We start from the raw sequence: 16074 nt of genomic DNA, 5'->3' as shown, positions 1-16074 counted from the left end.
ATCGGACCGCTTACGACTTCACCAGGTCGCAGCCGCTCTTGGCCGGATCGATGAAGGCTTCCGCTCCCGGAATGGTGGCAAGAACCTTGAAATAGTCCCAGGGTTCCTTGCTTTCGTCCGGCTTCTTCACTTCCAAGAGGTACATGTCATGGATCATGCGGCCGTTCTCGGCGACATTGCCGTTCTCGGCGAAGATGTCGTTGACCGGCAGCGCATGCAATTCCCTGGCAACGGCGTCGGCGTCGTCGGTGCCGGCCTTCTCGATCGCCTTCAGATAGGAGAACACGGCCGAATAGGTGCCGGCATGGACCATGTTCGGCATTTTGCCGGTGCGCTCCATGAAGCGCTTGCCGAATTTGGCGCTCTCCTCGTTGCGGTTCCAGTAGAAGCCTTCGGTGAGCGTCAGCCCCTGGGCAGCTTCCAGGCCGAGGCCATGGACTTCGGCGAGCGTGAAGAGCAGCGCGGCGAGGCGCTGGCCGCCCTGGACGATGCCGAATTCGGCCGCCTGCTTGATGGCGTTCGAGGTGTCGAGACCGGCATTGGCAAGACCGATCACCTTGGCGCCGGAAGATTGCGCCTGCAGCAGGAAGGAAGAGAAATCCGTGGTTGCCAGCGGATGACGGACGGAGCCGACCACCGTGCCGCCGTTTTCCTTGACGTAGTTGCTGGTGTTCTCCTCGAGCGAATAGCCGAAGGCATAGTCGGCGGTCAGGAAGAACCAGCTGTCGCCGCCCTGCTTGACGAGCGCGCCGCCGGTGCCGACCGCAAGCGCGTGCGTGTCGTAGGCCCAGTGGAAGCCGTAGGGCGAGCACTGCTTGCCGGTGAGCTCGGTGGTCGCGGCGCCGGTGTTGATGGTGATCTTCTTTTTCTCCTTCGACAGCGCCTGCACGGCAAGGCCGACCGAAGAACTGGTCAACTCCATGATGCTGTCGACCTGTTCGGTATCGTACCATTGGCGGGCGATGTTGGAGGCGATGTCGGCCTTGTTCTGGTGGTCGGCGGTGATGACTTCCACCGGCACGCCGAGCACCTTGCCGCCGAAATCCTCGACCGCCATCAGCGCCGCTTCGTAGGAGGACTTGCCACCGAAGTCGGCATAGACGCCGGACTGGTCGTTCAGAATGCCGATCTTGACCTTGCCGTCGGATGCGTCGGCGAAAGCGGCCGTGCTGCTGGCGAGCATTGCCGCCAAGGTTACGATCAGTTTCTTCGTCATCTTGTCCTCCTCCAGAGACGTAGCCGTCGCGTGAAAATACGCGCGGGTTCCGGCGCGCCAGTTGGCGATGCCGGATCGTTCATTTCGTTCTGTTCATATTTGGCCAGACAAGCTCCTCAGTTGTCGGCTCTGGTCGTTACAATCCGGAAAAAAACGCTTGGATGCAAGCGGCCCGAACCGTAAATTGCAAACAGGATCTGTTCATTTTCGAACAGATGGGGAGTGGCGATGAATCCGAATTTCACCTGGGACGATCTGCAGTTCTTTCTCGCGGTGGCCCGCACCGGGCAACTGTCGACGGCGGCGCGGCGGTTGAGGACCAGCCACGCCACCGTTTCCCGGCGTATCGATCGCCTGGAGTTCGCCCTCAAGGTGAAACTGTTCGAGCGCAATCCGCGCGGTTACGTGTTGACCAGCATGGGGCAGCGCTTCATCGAAACCGCCGAGCGCATCGAACGCGAGACCGAACAATTGCAGCTCGACATCAATGACGGCCTGACGGCGCAGCGCGGCGTCGTCAGGCTGAGCACGCTCGAAGGTTTCGGTAACTTCTTCCTGGCCGACCGGCTGGCGGATTTTGCGGCGAGCTACCCGAATGTCTCGTTGGAACTGGTGGCGATCCAGCAGATCATGTCGCTATCGCGCAAGGAAGCGGACATCCAGGTGGCGCTGACGGCGCCGAAAGCCGGCCCTTACCATTCCGAGGTGCTGACCCCCTATACGCTGCATGTCTACGGCGCACGCAGCTACCTTGCGAAGCATGCGCCGATCAAAGGTCGCAACGATCTCGCGGCGCACCGTTTCGTCGGCTATATCGAGGACATGATCTTCGCGCCCGGTCTCGACTATCTCGGGGAACTGCAGCCGGGGTTGCGGGCGCATTTCCAGAGTTCGAGTATTTTGACGCAGCTGAAAGCGGTGCGGCAGGGGCTCGGTCTCTGTGTGCTGCCGCACTTCATGGCCCGGGAAGAGCCGGACCTTGAAATCGTCCTGCCGGAGGAGATCGAGCTCAAGCGCACCTATTGGATGGTCTGCCATCGGGATCTGGTGGCGGTGCCACGGGTGAAGGCGGTACGGGAGTTCCTGATGCAGACCGCCCGGGAGAACCGGGGGTATTTCACCCGTGAAGCGACGCCAGTGATGACGGGCCCTCGACGCCCGTCGTGGCCGTAAGTCGTGCTGGACGATGACGAGATGGCGCGAGCCGGTGATTTGCTTGTCAAAAGCCGGCGTCCCGGGTCCTCAAAATCGAGAGAGATTATCAACAGTCGAAATTATTCTTTAGAATCAGGATGTTGTCGAATTTTGAAGTTTTTTTGAAAATGTCTGTTGACGTGTGAGAGGGGGTGGGTCTATAAGCCCGATCACTGACCGGTTTTTTGACAATTGAATAATGAGAAAGAGAAACGTGGGCGGCGGAGCTCGCGAGGAACCTTAAGGGGTTCTTCGGAAAGAGACTTTGGCGGTCACGTTTATCAAGAGACAACACTACATTTTCTGGGCTCAGATGCCTTTCGCCGATCCTTTGGATCGACGGGAGCTGAGCCGGCCATACGGCGCGCTGTGAAGCGTGTAGGATGGTTGAGGAAGATGGGTGTGAGTTCTCGTCGATTCAGAGACGTGATTTAAGCCAATGATTGAATTCTCAACTTGAGAGTTTGATCCTGGCTCAGAACGAACGCTGTCGTCAGGCTCATAACCTGAAGGCCGCAGGTTCAAATCCTGCCCCCGCAACCAAAGTCCAATACATACATAGAGCCCGCAAGGTGAAAGCCTGCGGGCTTTCGACGTTTAAAGGGCTGCAAAAAAAGGGCGAGGGACAAGATACATTGCGTATCAGGCAATGCCGGCGGTCGTAGTCCCTTGGTGATCCCGCGCCGAAAGCCAGGTGCAGGTCTCCGCGAGGATCTCGTTGGACAGGGCAGGATCGTCGGCCATTCGGGCCAGGATCAGCGCGCCCACCATGGCAGACCAGGTTCCGATCGCGGCGCGGCGCCGATGTGCTTCGTCTGGGCCGGGTGCTACTTTGCTGAGGCGCGCGAATTGCCGCCTGAGTCCCGCGGTCATTTCGGCGCGCGCTTCCGCTGGTTGACGGATGACTTCCGATGCCAGAGCGGCAACCGGACAGCCATGGCCGAAATCGTCGCGATGCTCCGGGGAAAGATAACGGCTCGCAACAGTCGCCAGGTCCACGGACAGAGGCTCACCCTCACCTTGCAGTTCGGCCAGCGTCTGGGCAATCAGATCGTCCTTGGATTTGAAATAGCCGTAGAAGCCGCCATGGGTGAGACCGGCCGACTTCATCACATCCGTCACCGTGACGGACTCGAAACCACGCTCCCGGAACAGCCGACCGGCGGCCTCCAGAATGGTTCGCTTATTCTCTTCAACCTGCTGTCGGCTCACGCGCATCATCGTCTCCCAAAATTTCCTTTGACTTTATACATGACGTCCATCATATATCCAAATACATGATGATCATCATGTATAAAACAAAGGAGCACACTCGATGAGCAAGAAGCCTGCAGTCCTCGTAACCGGTGCTTCCACCGGTATCGGCGCCGTCTATGCGGAGCGATTTGCGCGCCGCGGTCACGATCTCATTCTCGTCGCCCGCAATGCCGTTCGCATGGCAGCGCTTGCCGAGCGCTTGCGGAGCGAAACCGGTGTCGATGTGGACGTCGTTCCCGCCGACCTGACGGACGAGCAGGATCTGGCCAAGGTCGAGCAGCGCCTGAGAGAAGACGGTCGCATCGGTGTTCTGGTCAACAATGCCGGCACATCGATCCCGCGCGACTTCCTGCAGCAGAAGAGCGAAGACATTTCGAAGCTGATCGCGCTCAACGTCACGGCCGTCACCAGGCTCGCGCATGCTGCGGCACCTCGTTTTGCCGAGAAGGGGGACGGGGCGATCATCAACATTGCCTCGGTCGTTGGCCTTGCTCCGGAGATGGGCGCCACCGTCTATGGCGCGACCAAGGCCTTCGTGCTGTTTCTTTCCCAGGGGTTGAACGTCGAACTGGCAGGAAAGGGCGTCTATGTGCAGGCGGTCCTGCCGGCGGCGACACGCACCGAGATCTGGGATCACGCGGGCGTCGATGTCGAGACGCTTGCGGGCGTGATGGAGGTTGGTGATCTCGTCGACGCAGCCTTGGTCGGTTTCGGCCGGCGCGAGTTGGTGACGATCCCGCCGCTGCCGGACGCGGGCCAGTGGAATGGGTTCGACGCTGCGCGCCAGGCAATGCTCCCGAATTTCGCACAGTCCGAACCGGCTGAGCGTTATCGCTCTGCTGCATGATCAGATGGCGGGACCGGGAGCCGACGACCCTGTCGGCTCCCACGACGATAGGACAGCAAGGCGCTGGCCAGGCGGCCAGCGCCTTGCTGCCTTATCACCCGCCGTACCACCGTCGACAATGTCCGGACGTTTGCCAAGCGCCCCCGGACTGGTAGAGATTGAGGGGCAAGAATCGCCCTTTCAGGCCGTTTGTGGCTGCGGTCGGGGATTCCGCCTTCAAAACGACGTCGATGATACGAGCGCAAATCGATGAAAAAGTTCAACCTGGGAACAACCGATCTCCCCGTTTCATCCGCCGTTCTCGGCCTGATGCGGATCGCCGATCTCAGCGACGATGCCATTCGCCGTCTCTATGGCAAGGCGCGCGACGTCGGCATCAACGTCTTCGATCACGCCGATATCTACGGCGCTGAACTGCACGCCTGCGAGCGCCGCTTCGGCGACGCGCTCCAACTGAAGCCGGCCGAGCGCGAACAGATCGTCGTCCAGAGCAAATGCGGGATCCGGCGCGGTTACTTCGATTTCTCCCGCGATCATATCCTCCAGTCGGTCGACCGGTCGCTCGCGGCACTGAAGACCGATTACCTCGATCTTCTGTTGCTGCATCGGCCGGATGCGCTGGTCGAGCCCGAGGAGGTGGCGGACGCCTTCGACAAGCTGCAGGCGGCCGGCAAGGTCAGGCATTTCGGCGTGTCCAACCACACGCCACGGCAGATCGATCTCTTGAAGACGGCCGTGCGCCAGCCGCTGGTCGCCAATCAGATTCAGCTCAGCATTGCGCACGCCCCGTCCGTTGCCTTCGGCATCGCTGCGAACATGGCGGGCCTGGAGCAGTCGATCGATCGCGACGGCGAGGTCGTCGTCTATTCGCGGATCAACCGCATGACACTGCAAGCCTGGTCGCCGTTCCAGCAGGGCTTTTTCGGTGGCGTCTTCGTCGGCGATGAGACCAATTACCCGGAGCTCAACCGTGTGCTGGACGAACTCTCCGGGAAATATGCCGTGTCGCCGTCGGCCATCGCTTTTGCCTGGATTGCCCGGCATCCGGCCAACATTCAGGTGGTCTTGGGAACGACGAGTCCTGAGCGGCTGGCAGACATCGTGCCCGGAGCCGACATCACCCTGTCGCGCGAGGACTGGTATCGCCTTTTCACCGCCGCAGGCCACGTGCTCCCCTGACATCCATCTTGCTGCTAAGCACATACGAAAGGGCCCGCTCGGATGTGAGCGGGCCTTTGGCTTTTGGGCGTAACGCGCTACAGCGTCGCGCGTCTTATGAGACGCGCAAAGGTCACTGTAGCACTTTGATTTGCTGCATGTCTTTGTCCTTAAATCGAGGTCGATTTAAGGAGACATGCATAGTGGATCAGGTGCGCGGCTTCAGGTTCTCGGGATCGTAGAGCGGCTTGTAGCCGACACCCACGACTTCGACCGGATAGGTCTCGGCGAAATACTCGACATTCAGCTTGCGGCCGACCTGGCAATGGGACCAGGGCAGATAGGCAAGCGCGATGTTCTTGCCGATCGTGGGCCCAAAAGCGATGGAGGTGGTGTAGGAGCGACGGCCGAGTTCGTCGATCAGAACCTTGCCGGTTTCCGGGTCCATAACCGGCAAGTTACCGACCGGGTAGCGCTTCACGCCATTCCTGTCGGTGTTGTCAGTCATGACGAGCGTGCAGAGCATGGCGGGCTGGTGCTCGCGCGCCTTGTACTCCAGGTGCTTTGCCTTGCCGCGGAAGTCCACGTCCTTGACCTTCGGACGGGCAAGGTCGGCCTCGATGAGGTTGTACTGGGTGAGAAGATCGGCGTTCTGCAGGCGCAGGCTCTTTTCCATGCGGCGCGAGTTCGCATAGGTTTCGACGCCGAAGGCCATGACGCCGGTGGCGCGCAGCGCGTCCCAAACGGCGAGGCCATCTTCGTACTTCATGTGCAGTTCCCAGCCCTGTTCGCCGACATAGGAGATGCGGAAGGCCGTGACCTTTTTGCCGGCGATCTCGATCGGCTTGATCGCGGCGAAGGGGAAGTTCTCGATATCGAGGCCGGCCGGATCGGCAACCACCTTCTTCAGCGTTTCGCGGGCGTTGGGCCCCCAGATGCCGATGGTGATGAACTTCTCCGAAACGTCGGTGATGGTGACGTCGAGGCCGCGATCTTCCGCGACGCGGCGCATGTAGTGGAAGTCGCGCGGCCCGGCATCGGCGCCGTTCACGAGGCGGCAGCGGTCGGCCATGCGGAAGACGGTGAAGTCGGCCCGCACCATGCCCTCGTCATCGAGGAAGTGGGTGTAGATGCCCTTGCCGATGTTGCCGTCGCCACCGATCTTGGCGGCGCAAAGCCACTCGAGCAGCTCGACATGGTCAGGACCCTCGATATCGACCATATGGAAGTGCGACAGGTTGACGATGCCGCAATCCTCGCTCATCGCCAGATGTTCGGCGTTGGAAACGCGCCAGAAGTGGCGGCTGTCCCACTCGTTCTCGCGCACCGGGACGCGGTCACCGTATTTTTCCAGCAGGTGCTCGTTGGCGGCGTAGCCATGGGCGCGCTCCCAGCCGCCGAGTTCCATGAAGTAGCCGCCGAGCTCCTTCTCGCGCTCGTAGAAGGGCGAGCGCTTGACGTTGCGGCCGGTGGCATAGGGCTCGCGCGTGTGGACGGCCGGGAAGTAGATCTTCTGCGCCGCCTCGAAGCAGCGGCCCTCGATGAACTTCTCCTCGAGCTGGTGCGGATAGAAGCGGGAATAGTCGATCGAGGCATGGTCGATCTCGGTGCGGCCGTCGGTCATCCAGTCGGCGATCAGCTTGCCGTAGCCGGGGCCGTCCTTCACCCAGATGGCGACGCAGTACCAGAGGCCGCGCACCTTCTGGCTCTCACCGCAGGAGGGGCCGCCGGCGGCCGATACTTGCAGCAGGCCGTTGAAGGAGTGGCTCTCGTTATAGCCGAGTTCGCCGAGGATCGGCGTCAGTTCCATGGCGCGCTCGAGCGGCTCGATGATCTGCTCCATCTCCAGGTCGCGCTGCGAGGGCGACAGGCGTGCCTCGTGCTTTTCGAGGATGTCGCGCGGATGGCAGAGGCGGGGATTGGTGGTCTCGTAATAGCCCCACTCGATCTGGCCGCCTTCGGTGGTCTTCGGGTCGCCGGTGTCGCGCATATAGGCCGAGTTGCCCTGGTCGCGCAGCAGCGGGAAGCCGATTTCCTTGCCGGTGCCTTCGAATTCGTTGTACGGGCCGAAGAAGGTGAGCGGATGGTCGACCGGCATGACCGGAAGGTCTTCGCCGACCATTTCGGCAATGAGGCGGCCCCAGATGCCGGCGCAGACGACGACGTGGTCGGCCATGATGGTGCCGCGATGGGTGACGACACCCTTGATACGGCCGTTCTCGACGATGAGCGACTTTGCCGGGGTGTTGCCGAAGACCTGCAGCTTGCCGGACTTTTCCGCCGCATCGACCAGCTTGCCTGCAACCGTCTGCGAGCGCGGGATGACGAGGCCGGCATCCGGGTCGAACATGCCGCCCATCACCTGGTCTTCCTCGATCAGCGGGAACATCTTCTTGATCTCGGCCGGCGAGACATAGTGTGCGCGGGTGCCGAAGGCCTTGGCGGAGGAAAGCTTGCGCTTGATCTCTTCCATCCAGACGTCGTCGCCGGTGCGGGCGACTTCCAGGCCGCCGATGCGGGCGTAGTGGCCCATCTTCTCGAAGAAGTCGATCGAATACTGCGTCGTCCAAACCGACAGATAATCGTGGCTGGTCGTGTAGCAGAAGTCGGAGGCGTGTGCCGTCGAACCGATATCGGTCGGGACGCCGGATTTGTCGATACCGACGATATCATCCCAGCCGCGCTCGATCAGGTGGTGCGCGATCGAGGCACCCACGATGCCACCCAGCCCGATGATTACGACCTTCGCCTTTTGCGGAAACTCTGCCATTGATTGCGACCCTAGTTGGATTGGATGCCGGATTTTAGGGCTTGATCCGCCGTGACTAGAGCCTGTCTACGACATTATCATCAAACTGCACGACCAGAGCCGGGCAATTTGTGGATGGCGAAACGAGAGCTGTTGAGACGGTCATGCCACTGATTTCGTGAGAAAAAGCGCCCGCCGGCGCGAATGGGACTTTTCCACCATACAGCAAAATCGAGCGCATTCGAATGCGTCATCGCAGTGCGTCGATCATGTCGGTTTGAGATCGGAATGATCACTACAGCCGCACTGAAGCAATGGACGTTCAACGGCGCCACCTTTCGGTTGGCGCCGTTTGCGGTCACGGTGCGGCGCCGAAGAAGGCGAGGCGGGTGAAGAGCACGTAGTGCGATTCCGAAACCATGAGCGCCACGAGCACGAGCACCAGCAGGGGCGGCAGCAGGATCGCATAGATCAGCGCCAGCCGCTCCCAGGCCATGTGCATGAAGATCGCCACGATGAGCCCGGCCTTCAACACCATGAAGATCAGGATCAGGGACCATCTGAGATAGCCCTGCAGCCCGAGATAGTCGACGAGATAGGAGAAGGTGCTGAGCACGAAGAGCAGCAGCCAGACCACCAGGTAGAGCCCGATCGGGTGCTGCTGGTGTTCATGCGCTGGCGCCTGCACCTGCGCCTGAGCTTGCGGTACCGTGCCGGTGTGTGCCGTCGTCTCTGCCATGGCCATGCCTCACCACAGATAGAAGAACGCGAAAATGAAGACCCAGACGAGGTCGACGAAGTGCCAGTAGAGGCCGGTGATCTCGACGATCTCGTATTGTCCCTTGCGGCTCGTGAAGAAGCCGCGCCTGCCGGTGTCGAAGTCGCCGCGCCAGACCTTGCGGGCAATGATCAGCAGGAAGATGACGCCGATGGTGACGTGCGTGCCGTGGAACCCGGTGATCATGAAAAAAGTCGAGCCGAACTGGGCCGCTCCCCAAGGATTGCCCCATGGTCGCACACCCTCGGTGATCAGCTTCGTCCATTCGAAGGCCTGCATGCCGACGAAGGTGGCGCCGAAGAGGGCGGTCAGCAGCATGAGAAGCGCGGTCTTCTTGCGGTCGCGGCGATAGCCGAAGTTGACGGCCATCGCCATGGTTCCGCTGGAGGAGATCAGGATGAAGGTCATGATGGCGATGAGGATCAGCGGCACGTCGGTACCGCCGATGTGCAGCGCGAACACCTCGCTCGGATTGGGCCAGGGAACGGCGGTCGACATGCGCGCCGACATGTAGGCGATGAGGAAGCAGCCGAAGATGAAAGTGTCGCTGAGGAGAAAGATCCACATCATGGCCTTGCCCCAGGAGACGTTCTTGAACGCCCGCTGATCGGAGGCCCAGTCCGCGGCAAGGCCGGCAAGGCCGGTCGGGCGATGGAGCGGTTGTCTCACAGGCGAATGTGTCTCGGCGGACATGCCACGGCTCCTCAAGTCAAGAGTTGCCGGCAGAGCTCGACGAAATCATTGGCCCAGCCGGAAAAGAGCGCGAAAAGCACCAGCCAAACGGCCAGCATGAAATGCCAATAGGTGGCGCAAAGCGTGATCGACAGCACGGCCTTTTCGCCCATCGGGCCGGTACGCGTCTTAACGATCACCCGGGTAAGCGCGAACAGGCCGCCGAGGATGTGGAGGCCATGCATGCCAGATATCATGTAGAAAAAGCTGTTGGCCGGATTGTCGGCGAGCAGATAGCCGGCATCGCTGAGTTCGCGCCAAGCGAAGACCTGGCCGGCGAGGAAGGCCAGCCCCGCGGCAAGGGCGGCGATCAGTGCCGTGCGGCTCGTGTCGTCCTGGTGACGCTCGGCCGTCACCCCTGCTGCGTGGAGCAGCAGGCTGCCGAGCCCGAGGATGGCGGTGTTGAGCCAGAGGATCCGGGGCATCGGCGTCGACCACCAGTCGGTGGATGCCATGCGCATGAAATAGGCGCTCATGAAGAGGGAGAAGAGGGCTGCGACGACCGCGAGGAAGACGCCAAGGCCGATCTTCGCGGGCGGGATCGAAGGCCGATCGTGCGGGCGGAGATCGTAGGTGTGGCCGACCTCTAGCCACGGCTTGGAGAAGAGCCGCTGCCGGCTGAGCCACCAGCCAGCGATCGTGAGGATCACCACCAGGAAGATGAGGGCGACGTTCATGAGGCTCCCTCCGGCGCAAGGCCGGCCGAACCCGGCTGGTTCTGCGGAATGAAGTCTTCGGGCGCCCCGGGAACGCTGTAGTCATAGGCCCAGCGATAGACGACCGGCAGTTCCTTGCCCCAGTTGCCGTGACGCGGCGGCGTTTCCGGCGTCTGCCATTCGAGCGTCGTCGCCCGCCAGGGATTGCCGCCGGCCTCGCGACCATGGCGGATGCTCCAGACGAGATTGAACAGGAAGATGATCTGCGCGGCGCCGACCACCAAAACCATGATGGTGATGAATTCGTTGAGCGTATGGGCAGAGGCCGGGACGAAGGCGGTTTCGCCCATTTCATAGTAACGGCGGGGAACGCCGATCAGGCCGAGATAGTGCATCGGAAAGAAGATCAGATAGGCGCCGATGAAGGTGACCCAGAAATGCAGATGCCCCATTAGGCCGTTGAGCATCCTGCCGGTGATCTTCGGATACCAGTGATAGATCGCGCCGAAGATGACGAGGATCGGCGCGACGCCCATGACCATGTGGAAATGGGCGACGACGAACATCGTGTCGGAGAGCGGCACGTCGACGACGACGTTGCCGAGGAACAGGCCTGTCAGCCCGCCATTGACGAAAGTGACGATGAAGGCGAGTGCAAAGAGCATCGGCAGGGTCAGGTGGATGTCACCGCGCCAGAGCGTCAGCACCCAATTGTAGACCTTGATCGCCGTCGGCACGGCGATGATCAAGGTCGTCGTGGCGAAGAAAAAGCCGAAATAGGGGTTCATGCCGCTGACATACATGTGGTGCGCCCAGACGATGAACGAGAGCGCGCCGATGATGACGATCGCCCAGACCATCATGCGGTAGCCGAAGATGTTCTTGCGGGCATGGGTGCTGATGAGATCGGAGACGATGCCGAAGGCAGGCAGCGCGACGATATAGACCTCGGGATGGCCGAAGAACCAGAAGAGGTGCTGGAACAGGATCGGGCTGCCGCCACCGTGCTGCAACTGCTCTCCCATCTCGACGATCGCCGGCATGAAGAAGCTGGTGCCGAGCACGCGGTCGAAGAGCATCATGACGCAGGCGACGAAGAGGGCGGGAAAGGCAAGCAGGGCCATGACCGTTGCCGTGAAGATGCCCCAGACGGTGAGCGGCATGCGCATCAGCGTCATGCCGCGCGCGCGGCCCTGAAGCACGGTCACGACATAGTTGAGGCCGCCCATGGTGAAGCCGATGATGAAGAGAATGAGGGACGAGAGCATCAGGATGATGCCCCAGTCCTTGCCGCCGGGTGTGCCCGAAAGCACTGCCTGTGGCGGATAGAGCGTCCAGCCCGCCCCGGTCGGTCCACCGGGCGCGAAGAAGCTCGCGACGAGCACGAGCACGGCGAGCAGATAGAGCCAGTAGCTCAGCATGTTGGCATAGGGAAAGACCATGTCGCGCGCGCCCAGCATCAGCGGGATCAGGTAGTTGCCGAAGCCGCCGAGGAAAAGCGCGGTCAGAAGGTAGATCACCATGATCATGCCGTGCATGGTGATGAACTGATAGTAACGATCCGCGTCGATGAAGGCGAAGGCACCGGGAAAGCCGAGCTGCAGCCGCATCAGCCAGGAAAGCACCAGGGCGACCATGCCGATGGCAATGGCGGTCGACGCATATTGTATGGCGATGATCTTCGCGTCCTGGCTGAAGACGTAGCGTGTCCACCAGCTATGGGGATGGTAGAGCTCCACGTCCTCCACTTCCGCGGGGCCAATCGGTTCGCCCGTACCTGACCGAATGTCGACCATATGCGAGAACCTCCCAACACCGGGTCATTTCAACGAAATGATCCAACGCTTTGAACATGCAATTCCGGATGGTGAACCGCGGAATTGTTCTCGCCGTCGGCGCGCGTCCTACTGCGCCGCCGCGGCGTTTTCTGCCTGTGCCGTTTGCTTCGTCTCTGTTGCTGCCATCATCTGCGAAAACGTCTGCTGGCTCGAAAGCCAGGTTTGGTAGTCGGCGGCATTGTCGACGACGACCGTGCCGCGCATCTGCGGATGCCCGGTCCCGCATAGTTCGGCACAGAGCACCTCGAAGGTGCCGGTGCGCGTCGGCGTCAGCCAGAAATAGGTGACCATGCCCGGCACCATGTCCATCTTGGCGCGGAACTCCGGTACGTAGAAATCGTGCAGAACGTCGACGGAGCGCAGCAGGATCTTGACCGGCTTTCCGACTTCCAGATGCAGTTCGCCGCCTTCGATGATGACATCGTCCAGGGCTGCCGCATCGTTGCGATTGAGGCCGAGCGAATTCTCCGGGGTGACGTCGCGCGTTTCGGAGGTTCCGAGCTTGCCGTCGGCGCCGGGCAAGCGGAAGCTCCACAACCATTGCTGGCCGACGACCTCGACCTCTGCAGCACCGCTTGGCACGGTGACGAACTGATGCCAGACGAAAAGGCCTGGTGTCAGCATGGCGGCGACGCCAAGCGTCGTGCCGCCGGCGAGCCATCCTTCGAGCTTCCGGTTTTCCGGTTCATAGGCCGCCCGGTTTCCCGGGCGATGGCGAAAACGGAGAACACAATAGGCCATGAAGAGCACCACGGCGACGAAGACGACGCCGGTGATCCAGAAGGTGATGATCAGCGTATTGTCGATGTAATTCCAGTTGGACGCGATCGGCGTCCACCACCATGGGCTCAACAGATGGAACAACACCGACCCGACGGCCAACAAAACCAGAATAACTACCACGGCCATTTCTGTCCCTCCTCGCCGCTGCCGGCTGTGGGCATGAATACGCAATCCGTAGAGCCTGCTGCATGTTTCCTTTAATCGTAGCCGATCAAAGGACAAAAACATGCAGGAATTCAAAGTTCTACAGCGACCTTTGCGCGTCTGATAAGACGCGTGGCGCTGTACTGCAATTATTGCACGAACGCAAAATAGTCGCAATTCGCCGTCTCGCCATGGGCGGCGCTTGCTTCTAATCTTTCTCGGCTACTGCGAATACTGCTTGAGATAGGCGATGAGGTTGGAGATTTCCGTGTCGTCCTTCAGTCCGGCAAAGGCCATCTTGGTGCCCTTCACCTTGGCCTTGGGGTTTTTGAGATAGTCGCGCAGCGTTGCCTCATCCCAGACAAGGCCGCCCTTACCGGCTTCGACCATTGCCTTGGAATAACTGAAATCGGGATGCGTGCCGGCGGTCCGCCCCAGCACGTGATTGAGCGAAGGGCCGACCTTGTTGGTATCGCTGTCGGCGATATGGCAGGTGGCGCATTTCTTGAACACGGTCTCGCCGGCGGCGGCATCGCCCTCTTGCGCGAGGGCAGCGATCGGACAGAGCGAAGTTGTCGAAAAGGCAAGGGCAACAACAAAATTTCGCATGACACTTCCTCAAAATCGCCGGGCGCAGGCAAGGAAGGCTATCGTCAGTTCGTCGTCTTGGCGGTGCTTGCTTCTCTCAATTGGCGCCACGGGCGGTTGATACTTGCGACATTGAAACGGTACGCCTCGCTTTGTGGAAGTCAACCGCCGCAGCCGACCGTTCGCCGGCTGCGCCTAAATTTTCACCAGAGGGATCGGCCGTCAGACGCGATTGCCGGCGGCGTTGAAGAAATGCAATCGCTCGACCGGCAGCCGTACGGGAAGCGAACCCGAGGCATTCAGGAACCTGCGGTCGTTTGTGAACGCCTTGAAGCCGGAGCGGCCGAAGGAGAGATGCAGGATGATGCCGAAGCCGGTCGGCTCGACCAGGTCGACGGTGGCCTTGAGCGCATCCGGTGCTTCCGCGCCGATTTCCACATGCTCCGGGCGGATGCCGAGGGTCGCCCGGGCGCCGTCGGTCAAGGCGGGATGCGGCTGTGCGGGGATGACAACGCCGCCTTCCGTTTCGAAGCGCGGGGCGGTGCCGTTCAGGTAGGTGCCCTCGAAGAAGTTCATTCCGGGCGAACCGATGAAGCCGGCGACGAAGAGGTTGGCCGGCCGGTCATAAAGATCGAGCGGGCTGCCGACCTGCTGCACGAAGCCGCCGTTCATGGCAACGATCCGGTCGGCAAGCGTCATCGCCTCGATCTGGTCATGGGTGACGTAGATCGAGGTCGCGCCGAGATCCTTGTGCAACTTCTTGATCTCGGCGCGCATCTGCTCGCGCAAGCGGGCGTCAAGATTCGAGAGCGGCTCGTCGAACAGGAACGCCTTCGGCTCGCGCACGATGGCGCGCCCCATGGCGACGCGCTGGCGCTGGCCGCCGGAAAGCGCGCGGGGCCGGCGTTCGAGCAGCGGATCGAGGCCGAGCTTGGCGGCCGCACTGGAGACGATGCTCGCGATCTTCTCCTTGGCGGTCTTCCGGAGCCTCAGGCTGTAGCTCATGTTCTTGGCGACCGACATGTGCGGGTAGAGCGCATAGGACTGGAACACCATGGCGATGTCGCGGTCTTTCGGCGCCAGCTCGTTGACGCGTCTTCCCGCGATGCGGATTTCGCCCGAGGTCACGCTTTCAAGGCCGGCGATCATGCGCAACAGCGTGGACTTGCCGCAGCCGGACGGGCCGACCAGCACGACGAATTCGCCGTCGCCGATCTTCAGGTCGACATCGTGCAGGACCGGGTGGATGCCGTAGGATTTCTGGATGTTGGCGATATCGATGGAAGCCATGGGTAATCCTCAGCCTTTGACCGCGCCGGCCGTGAGGCCCTGGACGAGATAACGTTGAATGAGCAGGAAGAAGAGGCAGGCGGGGATGAGCGCAAGCACACCGGCGGCCATCATCTGCCCGAAGTCGACAGAGAACTTCGACACGAACGACAATAGTCCGACGGGGAAGGTCGCCTGGTCGTTGCCGGAGATCAGCATCAGCGAGAACAGGAGCTCGCTCCAGGCGGCGGTGAAGACGAAGCCGAGCGTCGCGGCGATGCCTGGCAGCGTCAGCGGCAGGATGATCTGGCGGAAGGCGACGAACTGCGTCGCGCCGTCGATCATCGCCGCCTCTTCCAGATCCTTCGGAATGCCGTCGAAGAAGGACTGCATCAGGAAGGTGGCGAAGGGCACGTTGAAGGCGGTGTAGACGATGACGAGGCCGGTCAGGCTGTTGGTGAGGCCGAGCGGCGACAGGATCTTGAAGATCGGCGCCACCAGCATCACCAGCGGGAACATCTGCGTCAGAAGCATCAGCGCCACCAGCCAGTACTTGCCGCGGAAGTTGAAGCGCGACAGGGCATAGCCGGAGAGCGAGGCGAGGATGGTGACGATGACGGCCGTCGAGCCGGAGACGATCAGGCTGTTCCTGAAGAACACCGGAAAGGCGCTGTGGCGCAGCACGAAATCGAAATGTTCGAGGCTGGCGTGCGACGGCCAGAGCCTGATGCCTTCGGAATAGAGCAGGTCGTTCGGGGTGACTGCGACCTTCAGCAGCCAATAGAGCGGGAAGAGCGCGAAGGCGATATAGGCGAGGATTGCCAGCCGGTGCGCGATCGTGAGGAAGAGAGGTTTGGCGCGCATT

The 16074-nt window shown here is 61.2% G+C and carries 14 protein-coding genes; 3 read left to right on the top strand and 11 right to left on the bottom strand.

All coding sequences use genetic code 11. The annotated features are described in order from the left end of the window. Positions 1–10: 10 nt before the first annotated feature. Complete coding sequence (locus BHMPCIPO_RS15920) at positions 11–1216, bottom strand: ABC transporter substrate-binding protein (RefSeq protein ID WP_173517664.1); 1206 nt, start codon at positions 1214–1216, stop codon at positions 11–13. A gap of 228 nt (positions 1217–1444) precedes the next feature. Here BHMPCIPO_RS15920 and BHMPCIPO_RS15915 point away from each other — a divergent pair, with 228 nt between their 5' ends. Then, positions 1445–2389: a LysR family transcriptional regulator gene (locus tag BHMPCIPO_RS15915; RefSeq protein ID WP_173517663.1), complete on the top strand. Its 945-nt coding sequence runs from the start codon at positions 1445–1447 to the stop codon at positions 2387–2389. Between the two features lie 663 nt (positions 2390–3052). On the opposite strand, the gene BHMPCIPO_RS15910 is transcribed toward BHMPCIPO_RS15915, so the two are convergent. Continuing rightward, positions 3053–3628 carry a TetR/AcrR family transcriptional regulator gene (locus BHMPCIPO_RS15910; protein WP_173517662.1) on the bottom strand — a complete coding sequence of 192 codons (576 nt, stop codon included), beginning with the start codon at positions 3626–3628 and terminating at the stop codon, positions 3053–3055. 97 nt (positions 3629–3725) lie between these two features. Between BHMPCIPO_RS15910 and BHMPCIPO_RS15905 the strand changes: the two genes are divergently transcribed. Both BHMPCIPO_RS15905 and BHMPCIPO_RS15900 read left to right on the top strand, forming a co-directional pair. Beyond that, positions 3726–4514: an SDR family NAD(P)-dependent oxidoreductase gene (locus BHMPCIPO_RS15905; RefSeq protein ID WP_173517661.1), complete on the top strand. Its 789-nt coding sequence runs from the start codon at positions 3726–3728 to the stop codon at positions 4512–4514. A gap of 249 nt (positions 4515–4763) precedes the next feature. Then, on the top strand, positions 4764–5693 hold the full coding sequence (locus BHMPCIPO_RS15900; protein WP_173517660.1) for an aldo/keto reductase: 930 nt from the start codon (positions 4764–4766) through the stop codon (positions 5691–5693). 187 nt (positions 5694–5880) lie between these two features. Here BHMPCIPO_RS15900 and BHMPCIPO_RS15895 read toward each other — a convergent pair whose 3' ends face one another. The 9 genes from BHMPCIPO_RS15895 to BHMPCIPO_RS15855 all read right to left on the bottom strand — a co-directional run bounded on the left by BHMPCIPO_RS15895 (position 5881) and on the right by BHMPCIPO_RS15855 (position 16073). Beyond that, complete coding sequence (locus BHMPCIPO_RS15895; protein ID WP_173517659.1) at positions 5881–8442, bottom strand: GcvT family protein; 2562 nt, start codon at positions 8440–8442, stop codon at positions 5881–5883. Between the two features lie 337 nt (positions 8443–8779). Next, positions 8780–9160, bottom strand: a complete 381-nt coding sequence (locus tag BHMPCIPO_RS15890) for a cytochrome C oxidase subunit IV family protein (protein WP_173517658.1) — start codon at positions 9158–9160, stop codon at positions 8780–8782. A gap of 9 nt (positions 9161–9169) precedes the next feature. Continuing rightward, positions 9170–9892 (bottom strand): heme-copper oxidase subunit III family protein, encoded by a 723-nt coding sequence (locus BHMPCIPO_RS15885; protein ID WP_173517657.1) that lies wholly within the window; start codon positions 9890–9892, stop codon positions 9170–9172. Between the two features lie 11 nt (positions 9893–9903). Then, complete coding sequence (locus tag BHMPCIPO_RS15880; RefSeq protein WP_173517656.1) at positions 9904–10608, bottom strand: cytochrome c oxidase subunit 3; 705 nt, start codon at positions 10606–10608, stop codon at positions 9904–9906. Continuing rightward, positions 10605–12383 (bottom strand): cytochrome c oxidase subunit I, encoded by a 1779-nt coding sequence (gene ctaD / locus BHMPCIPO_RS15875; RefSeq protein WP_173517655.1) that lies wholly within the window; start codon positions 12381–12383, stop codon positions 10605–10607. Before ctaD ends, BHMPCIPO_RS15880 begins: the two co-directional genes overlap by 4 nt. A 108-nt stretch (positions 12384–12491) precedes the next feature. After that, positions 12492–13334, bottom strand: a complete 843-nt coding sequence (locus tag BHMPCIPO_RS15870) for a cytochrome c oxidase subunit II (RefSeq protein ID WP_173517654.1) — start codon at positions 13332–13334, stop codon at positions 12492–12494. 240 nt (positions 13335–13574) lie between these two features. Beyond that, positions 13575–13961 (bottom strand): c-type cytochrome, encoded by a 387-nt coding sequence (locus tag BHMPCIPO_RS15865; protein WP_173517653.1) that lies wholly within the window; start codon positions 13959–13961, stop codon positions 13575–13577. Between the two features lie 201 nt (positions 13962–14162). Further along, complete coding sequence (locus tag BHMPCIPO_RS15860) at positions 14163–15230, bottom strand: ABC transporter ATP-binding protein (protein ID WP_173517652.1); 1068 nt, start codon at positions 15228–15230, stop codon at positions 14163–14165. Between the two features lie 9 nt (positions 15231–15239). Then, the gene (locus BHMPCIPO_RS15855) at positions 15240–16073 is read right to left on the bottom strand and encodes a carbohydrate ABC transporter permease (protein WP_173517651.1); all 834 of its coding nucleotides are present in this window, start codon (positions 16071–16073) and stop codon (positions 15240–15242) included. Position 16074: the final 1 nt, after the last annotated feature.

Source organism: Ensifer sesbaniae, from assembly GCF_013283665.1.
GTDB lineage: Bacteria > Pseudomonadota > Alphaproteobacteria > Rhizobiales > Rhizobiaceae > Ensifer > Ensifer sesbaniae.
The sequence above is the reverse complement of the archived record's forward strand: the minus strand, read 5'-3'. Positions and strand labels throughout refer to the sequence as shown.

Coding starts and splice junctions, on each gene's coding strand:
- BHMPCIPO_RS15920 (WP_173517664.1), bottom strand. CDS start 1,216: ATGACGAAGAAACTGATCGTAACCTTGGCGGCAATGCTCGCCAGCAGC.
- BHMPCIPO_RS15915 (WP_173517663.1), top strand. CDS start 1,445: ATGAATCCGAATTTCACCTGGGACGATCTGCAGTTCTTTCTCGCGGTG.
- BHMPCIPO_RS15910 (WP_173517662.1), bottom strand. CDS start 3,628: ATGCGCGTGAGCCGACAGCAGGTTGAAGAGAATAAGCGAACCATTCTG.
- BHMPCIPO_RS15905 (WP_173517661.1), top strand. CDS start 3,726: ATGAGCAAGAAGCCTGCAGTCCTCGTAACCGGTGCTTCCACCGGTATC.
- BHMPCIPO_RS15900 (WP_173517660.1), top strand. CDS start 4,764: ATGAAAAAGTTCAACCTGGGAACAACCGATCTCCCCGTTTCATCCGCC.
- BHMPCIPO_RS15895 (WP_173517659.1), bottom strand. CDS start 8,442: ATGGCAGAGTTTCCGCAAAAGGCGAAGGTCGTAATCATCGGGCTGGGT.
- BHMPCIPO_RS15890 (WP_173517658.1), bottom strand. CDS start 9,160: ATGGCAGAGACGACGGCACACACCGGCACGGTACCGCAAGCTCAGGCG.
- BHMPCIPO_RS15885 (WP_173517657.1), bottom strand. CDS start 9,892: ATGTCCGCCGAGACACATTCGCCTGTGAGACAACCGCTCCATCGCCCG.
- BHMPCIPO_RS15880 (WP_173517656.1), bottom strand. CDS start 10,608: ATGAACGTCGCCCTCATCTTCCTGGTGGTGATCCTCACGATCGCTGGC.
- ctaD (WP_173517655.1), bottom strand. CDS start 12,383: ATGGTCGACATTCGGTCAGGTACGGGCGAACCGATTGGCCCCGCGGAA.
- BHMPCIPO_RS15870 (WP_173517654.1), bottom strand. CDS start 13,334: ATGGCCGTGGTAGTTATTCTGGTTTTGTTGGCCGTCGGGTCGGTGTTG.
- BHMPCIPO_RS15865 (WP_173517653.1), bottom strand. CDS start 13,961: ATGCGAAATTTTGTTGTTGCCCTTGCCTTTTCGACAACTTCGCTCTGT.
- BHMPCIPO_RS15860 (WP_173517652.1), bottom strand. CDS start 15,230: ATGGCTTCCATCGATATCGCCAACATCCAGAAATCCTACGGCATCCAC.
- BHMPCIPO_RS15855 (WP_173517651.1), bottom strand. CDS start 16,073: ATGCGCGCCAAACCTCTCTTCCTCACGATCGCGCACCGGCTGGCAATC.